Below are 11,217 nucleotides of genomic sequence, written 5' to 3'. Positions count from 1 at the left end.
CATGGCGAAGGTGATGCTGACCACCGGCCTGATCGTGGCCTACGGCTACGCCATGGAAGTCTTTATGTCGTACTGGTATTCAGCCAGCCACTGGGAATACTTCATGATGTGGAACCGCATGTTCGGGCCGATGGGCTGGTCGTACTGGGTGCTCATCACCTGCAACATCGCGTTACCGCAGCTGATGTGGTTCCGCGCCGTGCGCCGCAGTGTGCCGGCCATGTTCATCATGTCGTTCATCATCAACACCGGCATGTGGTTTGAGCGCTTCGTCATCGTCGTCACCAGTCTCTATCGCGATTACCTGCCGTCCTCGTGGGGCACCTATCGCGCTACCAAGTGGGACTACGCGACCTTCGCCGGAACGCTGGGGCTGTTCACGCTGCTCTTCCTGCTCTTTGTGCGCTTCCTCCCCATGATCCCGATGTCCGAGATTCGCATGATGCTGCCCCAGGCCAAGGTGCGGGCCGAGGGCGAACCGCTTCCGGAGGCCGGTGACTGATGCCAGTGCTTGAAGGAACCTACGGCCTGCTGGCCGAATTCGATACCCCGACCGAGCTGGTGCGCGCGGCCGAGGCGGCCTATGCCACGGGCTACCGCCGCATGGACTGCTACACGCCATACCCGGTGGAAGAGGCGGCCGAGGCTATCGGCTTCCATAAGAACGAGGTCTCGCTGGTCTGCCTCATCGGCGGCCTGCTGGGTGTGGCGGCCATGTTCAGCCTGGAGACCTGGATCTCGCTCTGGGCCTATCCGCTGAATATCGCCGGACGCCCGTACTATTCGTGGCCTGCGTTCATCGTGCCTGCCTACGAGTGGACCATCCTCTACGCGGGCCTCTCCGCGGCCTTTGGCATGCTCGCGCTCAATGGCCTGCCGCAGCCCTATCATCCGCTCTTTCACGCGCCGAACTTTCGCAACGGCGCCACCAGCGACAAGTTTTTCCTGTGCCTGGAGTCGACCGATCCGAAGTTCGAGATCGAGGATTCTCGGGCATTTCTCCTGGCGCTCGATCCGCTCTCTGTGGTGGAGGTGGACTATTAAGACCTCAGGCATCAGAGCGCAGGGCGCAGGGCTCGGTCTGATTGCGGCGGCGTTGCTGCTCGTCACCGGCTGCCGCCAGGACATGCACAACCAGCCCAAGTTCATTCCGCAGCGCGGTACGGACTTCTTCGCTGACGGCCGCTCGGCGCGCCCACAGGTGGAGCACACCGTCGCACGCGGCCAGCTGCATGAGGACGAGTACTTCTACACCGGCCTGCAGGACGGCAAGGAGCTGGACGCCCTGCCCTTTCCTGCGACACAGGAAGTCCTCGAGCGCGGGCAGGAGCGCTTCAACATTTACTGCACGCCGTGTCATTCGCGCGTAGGCAACGGCGCGGGCATGATCGTGCAGCGTGGTTACAAACCGGCGGGCAACTTTCACGACGCGAAGCGCCTCGCCGAACCGCTCAGCCACTACTTCTACGTGATGTCGAACGGCTACGGCGCCATGCCCGATTACTCGGCGCAGCTGCCGCCTGCCGACCGCTGGGCCGTCGCGGCCTACATCCGCGCTTTGCAGCTGAGCCAGAACGCGACAACCGCCGATGTGCCGCAGGGAACGCAGGTGGAATCTCTCTCGCGGGTTGCAGAGCAGGAAGGCCTGCCGGCAAGCTTTGCCGGCGAGTGGGCCATGCCTGCGACGGCCGTGACCGCGAAACCGACGAACACCATTACGGCCGGTGTTCCGGGCGAAGACCAGAATCCGCCGGCTTCGAAGAATCACGCGCCGGTGAACCCGGAGACGGCGCCAGCGCAAACGGGCGCGGGTCAGCCGAAGAACGCAGCAAAAGGATCGGCACCAACGCACTGATTCGCAGGACAGGAAAGAACAGCGCAGGGAAATAAGACAGGGGACGCAGGAAGACGCGCATGAGCCAACTCCATCACAACCGCACGCTGCCCGCTGAACTCGCCGCACCGGCCTTTGTATCCGGATGGCGCGCGAAGGCGCTCGCGGTCGGCGCCATCTTCGCGGCCGTCGGCGTCATCCTCGGCTTCTTTAGCGGCGACGGCTGGAATCACTTCTTCCGCGCCTGGCTCGTCGGGCTCATGATCACCTTCGGCTTCGCGGTCGGCGGACAGGCCCTGCTGATGGTGCAGTATCTCTCCGGCGGCAAGTGGGGTCTGCTGGTGCGTCGTCCGCTCGAAGCAATGAGCCGCACGCTGCTGCTGCCGGTGCTCTACTTCATCCCGCTCGCCGTGTACGGCGTCACCTTCGGCAGGCTCTATCTCTGGGCGAAATACCCCAACGCCGCCGAAGCTGCGAAGCAAAAGCTCATCACCAACGAGCAGGCGCACGCGATTCTTTTCAAGCATGGCATTCTGAACCCGACCACCTTCTGGGTCTACTCGTTTGTTGCCTTCGGCATATGGTTCCTCTTCAACTATCTGCTGAACAAGTGGTCTTTACAGCGCGATGCCGACCCCGAACCGCGCGTTCCCTACTGGCAAACGAAGTTCGAAAACCTCAGCGGCATCGGCGTAGTCACCTACGCCATCCTGCTTACCGGCTGCGCCATTCTGTGGGTCATGTCGCTCGATCCCACCTGGTACTCGACGGTCTACGGCCTGCAGTTTCTTGTCGGTCAGGGATACAGCGTGCTGGCGCTCGTCATCCTTACGCTGATTGGTCTTTCGCCGGCTGAGCCGATTCGCACCATCTTCCGCATCACCGAGCAGCACGACCTCGGCAAGCTCTGCTTTGCCTTCACGATGCTGAACATGTATCTGGCCTTTGCATCGTTCCTCATCATCTGGTCGGGCAACTCGCCGGAAGAAATTCCCTGGTACCTCGATCGCATTCGCGGCAACTGGGGCGTCATTGCCACGCTCGACGTGGTCTTCCACTGGCTGATTCCGTTCTCGCTGTTGCTCTCGCGCGACCTGAAGCGCATCAAGAGCCGCCTCACCGTGGTCTGCTGCATCATGATCTTCGCCCGCGTCTGGGACATGTGGTGGCTGGTCGAGCCCAACTTCGCCGATGCGCGGCGCAACCTGCACTTCTCCGTCGGCATGCTCGAGTACCTCACCGTGCCGGTAGCCATGATTGCCATCTGGCTCGCGTATTACTTCACGCAGCTTACGAAGCGGCCGCTGGTCGCGGTCAACGATCCTCACCTCGCCGAGATCCTGGAGCCGGAACATGCCCACGCATAACCCACCGGACGTGCCCGAGAACGACGCTCACGGCCATCCCTCGCCGGAGATGGACAGCTCGCTCCGTGAGGGCTACGAGGTCACGGATATCAGCACGCAGGGCGTCACGGTATTTCTGGTCGGACTTGCGGTCTGCATCGGTGTCTTCTTCCTGGTGTGCTTCGGCCTCGGCAAGGTGATTCACTATGGCCTGGCGAAGACAGACGGCCCGGTGAACAAATGGAATGCTTCGAGCGTGGAGCCGGCCGGCAAGCTGCGCAACATGGAGCCAGCGCCAGTGCAGGAGCAGCAGCAGCTTCATGAGCTCACGCAGAAGTTCCCCACGCCGCGCCTCGAGACCGACGACGGCAACCAGGACCTTGCCGACCTTCATCGCAGGGAAGATCTGCTGCTCGATCACTACAGCTGGGTGGATGCTTCGCACACGAAGGTGCGCATCCCAATCGATCAGGCCATGGCGTTGATCGCGCAGCGCGGATTGCCCGTTGCGCCGGCGGCCGCGAATGCCGAGCCTCTGATGACCGGCGATGCAAAGCCGGTGGTGCATGTGCCGCTCACCGATGGCTTTGCGCCCACGGCCTTCGAGCAGGAAGAGAACAGCACGGCGAAGCTCGCGGGCGAGCAGGCGTCAACCAAGGCGAATAACCAGTAGGCAGAGATATGCAGAGGATGATGACAATCCGGAGAACAGCAGCGAGACTGGCAGCGGGCGTGGCGCTTGCGCTGCTGGCCGGCCTCGCGGCCTCTGCGCAGGTCTCCGACTACGGTTCGAAGCAGGCCGGTCCGGTGCGCGACGAAGCGCCTTCGCTCATCCAGCGCGTGGCCATCACGCAGCGGCTCAACACGCGCCTGCCGCTCGATCTCAGCTTTCGCGACGACACTGGAAAGACGGTAAAGCTCAGCGACTACTTCGGGAATAAACCTGCGATTCTGGGCCTCGTCTACTACAAGTGCAAGATGCTTTGCCCGGAGGAGATTGACGGTCTCGTCGGCGCGCTCACCATGGTGAAGTTCGCGCCCGGCAAGGACTTCAATGTCATCTTCGTCAGCATCGATCCGGACGAGACGCCTGCCGACGCGGCGAAGAGCAAAGCCTACTATGTAAAGCGTTACGGCCGTCCGGAAACAGCTGCGGGTTGGCACTTTCTTACCGGCCAGCAGCCGCAGATCGACACGCTGGCAAAGGCCGTCGGCTATGGCTACACGCGCGTGCCCGGTCCGGATGGCAGGATGACGGAGTTCGCGCATGCTTCCGCTGTGCAGCTGGTGACGCCGGGCGGCATCCTCGCGCAGTACTATCTCGGCGTCGAATACTCTTCGCGCGATCTGCAGCTGGGACTTGTCGAAGCATCGCAGGGAAAGATCGGGACTCCGGTCGACGCCATCCTCACCTACTGCTATCGCTACAACCCGCTGCTCAACCGGCACGACCTGCTGATCGCCCGCATCGTTCAGGCCGGCTGTCTTCTTACGATGTTGATCCTTGGCACCTACATGGTGGTTAACTTCCGGCGCGACATTCGCAACAGCCGGCAGATGACCCGGAAAGCCGCGCTCGGATAACCGCGATGCATACTCCCATCAGCCCCGTTCTCTGGCAATTTCTCGTCAAGTGGTTGACGCACTTCGCGATCTTTCCGCCCGAAGCGTCAGGCATTGCGCCGTATACCGACGCACTTTATTTCTATCTCGTCGCCATCTCGGTCTTCGGCTTCATCCTCGTCGTACTGCTGGTCACGGTGTTCTCCGTCATGTACCGCAAGGAGCGCAGTCCCGAAGCCACGCAGATCGAAGGCTCCACGTTGCTTGAGGCCACCTGGACCATCGTGCCGCTCGCGCTCTTCATGGTCACCTTCATCTGGGGCGCGCTGCTCTACTTCCGTATCTTCAGCCCGCCGCCCAACGCGATGAACATCTACGTCGTCGGCAAGCAGTGGATGTGGAAGGCCGAGCATCCCGGCGGCCAGCACGAGATCAACGCGTTGCATGTGCCCATCGGCAAGCCGGTGCAGCTCACGATGATCTCGCAGGATGTCTTTCACAGCTTCTCGATCCCCGCCTTCCGCGTGAAGCGCGAGGTGATCCCCGGCCGCTACACCACGGTGTGGTTTGAGGCTACGGCGCCCGGCGACTATCACATCTTCTGCACGCAATATTGCGGCACGCTGCACTCGCAGATGATCGGCACGGTGACGGCGATGAGCCAGCAGGACTACGAAGCGTGGACTGCGGGCTCGACCAGCGGCATGTCGCTCGCGCAGAACGGCGAGCGGCTCTTCGCGAGCCTCGGCTGCAACAGTTGCCACTCCGGTGACGCCGCGGCGCGTGGCCCGAACCTGGCGCAGGTCTACGGCGCAAAGGTGCCACTCACCGGCGGAGGCTACGCCACGGTCGACGATGCGTTTCTGCGCGACTCGATCCTGAACCCGAGCATGCACGAGACAGCCGGTTATGCGCCCATCATGCCCACCTATCAGGGGCAGATCAGCGAAGACGGGCTGATCGATATCGTCGAGTACATCAAGTCGCTGCACTCGAACTTCCGCATCCAGCAGACATTGAACACGGCACAGGTCCAGAATCAGGAACAGGGCAATGCGGCCGGCAACGTACATCGCGCTGAGCCCGTTCAGCCCGCGGCCCTTGCGCCGCAGGCCACGGCAACCCAGCCCAAGGTGGTGAGCCAATGAGCAGCACTATCGTCAGTCTCCCCGACCAGGCAACGGCGGCCCTGCCGAAGCGGAGCTATCTGAACAATGAGTACGGTCTGAAAAGCTGGCTGCTGACCCGCGACCATAAGCGTATCGGCATCCTCTATCTCATCTCGATTACGTTCTTCTTCTTTATCGGTGGCGCGATGGCCGGCCTCGTCCGCCTCGAGTTGCTCACACCGCAGAGCGACCTGCTGGCGGCCGATACCTACAACAAGGTCTTCACCATGCATGGCATCGTGATGATCTTTCTCTTCCTTGTGCCGTCGGTGCCCGGCACCTTCGGTAATTTCTTTGTGCCGATCATGGTGGGCGCGAAGGATCTCGCCTTTCCAAAGATCAATCTGCTCAGCTGGTATCTGAACATCATTGGCGGCATCATGGTGCTTGCCGCGCTGATCTCCGGCGGCGTCGATACGGGCTGGACCTTCACCACGCCGCTCAGCACGCACTACGTCAACACACACGTCATTACCGCCGGACTCGCCATCTTTGTCACCGGCTTCAGTTCGATCTTCACCGGCATCAACATCATCGTCACCGTGCACCGCATGCGCGCGCCGGGGATGACGTGGTTCCGGCTGCCGCTCTTTATCTGGTCGAACTATGCGGCTGCCATCCTGATGGTTCTTGGCACGCCGGTGCTGGCGATCGCGCTGGTGCTCGTGGTGCTGGAGCGCACCATCGGAATCGGCGTCTTCGACCCCACCAAGGGTGGCGATCCGCTGCTCTTTCAGCATCTGTTCTGGTTCTATTCGCACCCGGCCGTTTACATCATGATTCTGCCCGGCATGGGCGTTATTTCCGAGGTCATCAGCACCTTCTCGCGCAAGCGCATCTTCGGATATACGGCCGTCGCCTTCTCGTCGGTAGCCATCGCTGTCTTCGGCTTCTTCGTCTGGGAGCACCACATGTTCATCATGGGTGTCTCCAGCTATTCGGCACTGGTCTTCTCGCTGCTCACCATGCTGGTCGCGGTGCCCTCGGCCATCAAGATCTTTAACTGGGCCGCCACGCTCTACAAGGGATCCATCACCTTTGAAACGCCGATGCTCTACGCTTTCGGCTTCATGGGCCTTTTCACCATCGGAGGCCTTACCGGCGTCTTCCTCGGTTCGCTCGGCATGGACGTGCACCTGACCGAAACCTACTTCATCGTGGCGCACTTCCACTTCGTGATGGTGGGCGGCATGCTAATGGCATTTCTCGCCGGCATACACTTCTGGTGGCCCAAGATTACCGGACGCATGTACCCGGAGAACCTTTCCAAACTTGCAGCACTCACCACTTTCATCGGGTTCATTCTCACGTTCTTCCCGCAGTTCATCCTTGGCTACCTCGGCATGCCGCGCCGCTATGCGGCGTATCCGCCGGAGTTCCAGGTGCTGAATGTGCTTTCGACCGCCGGAGCGACCGTGCTTGGCGTGGGCTACCTGATGCCCATGCTCTACCTCACCTGGTCGTTGAAATACGGCAAGATCGCAGGGCCCAACCCCTGGCAGGCGACCGGACTCGAATGGCAGATTCAATCCCCGCCGCTGACGGAGAACTTCGTCGAAACGCCGATCATCGACTACGAGGCCTACGACTACGAGTGGCTGGCAAATAAGACCAGGAACGAGGTGCACACCGTTGGATAGCCACGCGATCGCCGCCCATCCTGACCCGCACGCCGGGCACGAGCACCCGCCCTACCTGCTCCATCACTTCGAGTCGGTCGAGCAGCAGCACGAGGCCGTGAGCTTCGGCATGTGGCTCTTCCTGCTCACCGAGTTCATGTTCTTCGGCGGACTCTTCGCCGCCTACCTCGTGTATCGCAACTGGTACTACCCGGCCTTCGTCGCGGGCAGCCATCAGCTCTCGGTCGTGCTCGGCGGCATCAACACTGTCATCCTCATCGGCTCCAGCTTCACCATGTCGATGGCCGTCTACGCCGCGCAGAAGCGCCGCAAGTCCGCGCTCATCACCTGGCTTACGACTACGCTGCTCCTCGGCGTCGTCTTCCTCGGCATCAAGGCCAGCGAGTACCACGAGAAGTGGGAGCAGCATCACGTTCCGGGGCTCAACTTCAGTGTGAGCGACTTCGTGCACGTAAACCCTGCATTCCCCGGACAGCCCGCGCTCGCACTCGACATGGCCGAGAAGACGCAGGTCTACTTCTCGCTCTACTTCGCCATGACCGGCATGCACGCGCTGCACATGATCATCGGCATCGCGATTCTCGCCGGACTGATCATCCGCGCCCGGTCCGGCGCCTACACCAGCGGGCACACCAATACTGTCGAGAACTTCGGGTTGTACTGGCACTTCATCGATATTGTCTGGAACTTCCTCTTCCCGCTGCTCTATCTCATCAGCCGGCATCAGTGACCAAACTTTCGCACTCTTAGGATCGCGTCATGTCCGAATCCGCGCATCACGACCAGCAAGTCTCCAGCCCGCATATCATCAACCCGATAGAGCACTTCTTCGTCTGCGTCACGCTGCTGGTGGGTACGGCGATCACGGTTGGAACTTCTTACCTCAATCTGCATGTCTTCAACGCGGTCATCGCTATCGGTGTCGCCGTCATCGAGGCGGTGCTGGTCGTGCTCTACCTCATGCACGTCAAGGACAGCTCGCGCCTCACCAAGCTCACCATCGGCGCCGGTATCTTTACCTTCCTCGTGCTGATCGGCATGAGCCTCACCGACTACATCGCCCGTGCCTGGGGCAACTGGTAGAGCCTTCCCTCGCAGACAAAAAGGCGGCTTTGAGCCGCCTTTTCTCTTGCCCGCAAATCTTCGAGCCCGTCAAAGCGCAGCAGGCGCATCCACCGGCGCGCCCGCCCGCATGCATCTACCATCAGGAGTGGAGAACATGCGTGCCGACGAAAGCGAAACAAGCAGCACAGGAAGAGAAGAGCGAACTTGCCGGGTTTCTGAAAAAGCTGGCCGACGATCCGCGCGTCACTGTGCGCCGTGAGGGAGCGCCGCTGCCGGATGGCAAATGCATCGTCTACTGGATGCAGCGTGCGCAGCGCGGCATCGATAATCCGGCTGTCGATCTCGCCGTCACGATCGCAAACGAGCTGGGCCTGCCGCTGGTCGTCTACTTCTCGGCGATCTCGAACTTCCCCAGTGCAAACCTGCGGCACTATCACTTCCTCAACCAGGGCCTTATCGATATCGAGGAAGACCTCGCCGAGCGCAATATCGCGTTCATCGTGCGCCGTCCGCCGGGCAACCAGCTCGAAGCGCTGCTCAAGGAAGTCGGCGCGGCGATGGTCATCGGCGACGAGAACCCCTGCCGTGAGCCGGAGCGCTGGCGCGCCGTATTGGCGAAACGGCTATCGTTGCCCTTCTGGACCGTCGATGCCGATGTCGTCGTGCCGTCGTCGATCTTTCCGAAGCACTTCTACATGCTGCACAACATGCGGCCGAAACTGAATGCCGAGCTGCCGCACTATCTTCATCCGCTCGAGAACCCGAAGGCGCAGCACCACTGGACAAAACCGCGCGGCTTCGAGCACTTCCATGTGAAAGAAGACGTCACGCACGGCTGGAAGAACTTCGATCGCACCGTGAAGCCCGTCGACAGCTTCACTGGAGGCACGCGCGCCGCGCTCAAGCGGCTGAAGCAGTTCACGCAGTACCAGCTCGCGGGATATGAGACACAGCGCAACCATCCTGAGGTCGATGGCACCAGCCAGATGTCGCCCTATCTGCACTTTGGCCATATCTCGCCGCTCACCATCGCGCTGGCCGTCGAAGAGGCGGTGAAGGCCAATCGCGCGACCGTCGCTGCGCGCGATTCCTACTTCAACGAGCTGATCGGATGGCGTGAGCTTTCGGTGAACTTCGTGAAGTTTGTGCCGAATTACGACTCCATCGAGTGCGCGCCCGAGTGGGCGCAGAAGACGCTCAAGGAGCACAGCCGCGATCCGCGCGATCCGCAATACACGCTTGAGCAGTTGGAGCGCGGCGAGACCTACGACGAGCTGTGGAACGCCGGCCAGCTACAGATGGTGAAGATGGGATGGATGCACAACTACCTGCGCATGTACTGGGCGAAGAAGATCCTCGAATGGGCGCCGAACCCGGCGAAGGCGTGGGACTGGGCCGTGATCCTCAACGACAAGTACGAGCTCGACGGCCGCGATCCCAATGGCTACAGCGGCATCGCCTGGGCTATCGGTGGCGTGCATGACCGTCCCTGGTTCGAACGCCCCATCTTCGGCACCATCCGCTACATGTCCGGCGCGTCCACGGGCAAGAAGTTCAACTCGAAGCGGTACATCGCGCAGGTGGACGCGCTCTGATCGCACCATCGAAAGATTTCAAACCGAAGTAATCTGGAGCGCTGCGTGGAGGCGCGCCCATAATGGGCGCACTTTCCGGACCCGTATCTGCCGCGTTTGCCTGCGGCTTCGGCCCGGCGGCAGCGCTTGAAACAGCGCCGTCGTCGGGAGCTCCGGCTATGGGTGCGCCTTGGGAACGCAGGCACGGAGACGGCGATGGTGGGCAGGCGCGCTGGCGCTGTCGATGCTGCTTGTGTTTCCCGTGTCGCGCGGCCAGCAAGCCGCGAACCTTCCCGCGCTTGGGAGTGCCACGCTCGCGAAGCGGCAGGCTCGGCGCTTCCTCGCTGAGCGAGGCTTGGTGCCCGGCCAGCGCAATGTCCGGCAGGCAGCAGCCTCCGTCCAGACTTCTGCCCAGACCTCCACCCGGAGGCACGCTCTTGCAGCGGCTGTATCCGTGCATGCGGAGGACACCTCGCTGGCGACGGCGTGGCAGGCCGTTGGCCCAGCACAGGTCTCGACAGCGGACTTCGGGCTGGTCACGGGCCGCATTACCGCGCTCGCCGCCGATCCCTCTGACGCGACCGGCAACACGCTCTATGTGGGCAGCACCGGAGGAGGTGTCTGGAAGTCGACGAACGCTGCCGGCGCCGTGGCTTCTGCCGCATTTACTCCGCTCACGGACACGCTCCCGGCCTACGCCACCAGCGCCGATGTCTCGCTGAGTATCGGCGCGCTCACCGTGCAACCCGGTGGAACGGGCGTGGTGCTCGCGGGAACCGGCGATCCTAACGACGCAGCGAATTCCTACTACGGTGCCGGCATCCTTCGCTCGGCCGATGGCGGCGTCACCTGGTCGCTGATCTCCGGAAGCGATGACGTGGCGTATGGAGGCAACTCGAACTCCACCTTCTTCGGCAACAGCTTCGCGGGCTTTGCCTGGAGCACGGTGAGTCCTGCCACCGTGGTCGCCGCCGTCACCAGCTCGACAGAGGGCGCCCTCGTCAACGCGCAATCCGGTTCGGACGC

At 61.9% G+C, this 11,217-nt stretch carries 10 protein-coding genes and 2 pseudogenes; all 12 read left to right on the top strand.

From position 1 onward, the window contains the following. Positions 1-502: pseudogene (locus tag QM649_RS19520) on the top strand (hydrogenase); the annotation flags it as partial. After that, a complete protein-coding gene (locus QM649_RS19515; protein ID WP_415200754.1) occupies positions 502-1,044 on the top strand; it encodes a DUF3341 domain-containing protein in 543 nt (180 codons plus the stop codon). The pseudogene QM649_RS19520 and the gene QM649_RS19515, both read left to right, overlap by 1 nt. Before the next feature lie 52 nt (positions 1,045-1,096). Continuing rightward, on the top strand, positions 1,097-1,855 hold the full coding sequence (locus tag QM649_RS19510; protein WP_415200753.1) for a c-type cytochrome: 759 nt from the start codon (positions 1,097-1,099) through the stop codon (positions 1,853-1,855). 59 nt (positions 1,856-1,914) lie between these two features. Continuing rightward, a complete protein-coding gene (locus tag QM649_RS19505; protein ID WP_415200752.1) occupies positions 1,915-3,201 on the top strand; it encodes a hypothetical protein in 1,287 nt (428 codons plus the stop codon). After that, on the top strand, positions 3,188-3,853 hold the full coding sequence (locus QM649_RS19500; RefSeq protein WP_415200751.1) for a hypothetical protein: 666 nt from the start codon (positions 3,188-3,190) through the stop codon (positions 3,851-3,853). The genes QM649_RS19505 and QM649_RS19500 overlap by 14 nt, the downstream gene beginning before the upstream one ends. A gap of 17 nt (positions 3,854-3,870) precedes the next feature. Next, positions 3,871-4,764: an SCO family protein gene (locus QM649_RS19495; protein ID WP_415200750.1), complete on the top strand. Its 894-nt coding sequence runs from the start codon at positions 3,871-3,873 to the stop codon at positions 4,762-4,764. 5 nt (positions 4,765-4,769) lie between these two features. After that, entirely contained in the window at positions 4,770-5,891 is a 1,122-nt protein-coding gene (gene coxB / locus QM649_RS19490) for a cytochrome c oxidase subunit II (protein ID WP_415200749.1), read from the top strand. Next, entirely contained in the window at positions 5,888-7,552 is a 1,665-nt protein-coding gene (ctaD, locus tag QM649_RS19485; protein WP_415200748.1) for a cytochrome c oxidase subunit I, read from the top strand. The genes coxB and ctaD overlap by 4 nt, the downstream gene beginning before the upstream one ends. Next, on the top strand, positions 7,545-8,282 hold the full coding sequence (locus tag QM649_RS19480; protein WP_415200747.1) for a cytochrome c oxidase subunit 3: 738 nt from the start codon (positions 7,545-7,547) through the stop codon (positions 8,280-8,282). Before ctaD ends, QM649_RS19480 begins: the two co-directional genes overlap by 8 nt. Positions 8,283-8,311: 29 nt before the next feature. Beyond that, the gene (locus tag QM649_RS19475; protein ID WP_415200746.1) at positions 8,312-8,635 is read left to right on the top strand and encodes a cytochrome C oxidase subunit IV family protein; all 324 of its coding nucleotides are present in this window, start codon (positions 8,312-8,314) and stop codon (positions 8,633-8,635) included. A gap of 140 nt (positions 8,636-8,775) precedes the next feature. Next, positions 8,776-10,212, top strand: a complete 1,437-nt coding sequence (locus QM649_RS19470; protein ID WP_415200745.1) for a deoxyribodipyrimidine photo-lyase — start codon at positions 8,776-8,778, stop codon at positions 10,210-10,212. A gap of 223 nt (positions 10,213-10,435) precedes the next feature. Next, positions 10,436-11,217: pseudogene (locus QM649_RS19465) on the top strand (hypothetical protein); the annotation flags it as partial.

The organism is Silvibacterium sp., assembly GCF_047605705.1.
Classification (GTDB): Bacteria; Acidobacteriota; Terriglobia; order Terriglobales; family Acidobacteriaceae; genus Silvibacterium.
The sequence above is the reverse complement of the archived record's forward strand: the minus strand, read 5'-3'. Positions and strand labels throughout refer to the sequence as shown.

Excerpts from the sequence above, each read along its gene's own strand:
- QM649_RS19515 (WP_415200754.1), top strand. The coding sequence starts at position 502 with ATGCCAGTGCTTGAAGGAACCTACGGCCTGCTGGCCGAATTCGATACC.
- QM649_RS19505 (WP_415200752.1), top strand. The coding sequence starts at position 1,915 with ATGAGCCAACTCCATCACAACCGCACGCTGCCCGCTGAACTCGCCGCA.
- QM649_RS19500 (WP_415200751.1), top strand. The coding sequence starts at position 3,188 with ATGCCCACGCATAACCCACCGGACGTGCCCGAGAACGACGCTCACGGC.
- QM649_RS19495 (WP_415200750.1), top strand. The coding sequence starts at position 3,871 with ATGATGACAATCCGGAGAACAGCAGCGAGACTGGCAGCGGGCGTGGCG.
- coxB (WP_415200749.1), top strand. The coding sequence starts at position 4,770 with ATGCATACTCCCATCAGCCCCGTTCTCTGGCAATTTCTCGTCAAGTGG.
- ctaD (WP_415200748.1), top strand. The coding sequence starts at position 5,888 with ATGAGCAGCACTATCGTCAGTCTCCCCGACCAGGCAACGGCGGCCCTG.
- QM649_RS19475 (WP_415200746.1), top strand. The coding sequence starts at position 8,312 with ATGTCCGAATCCGCGCATCACGACCAGCAAGTCTCCAGCCCGCATATC.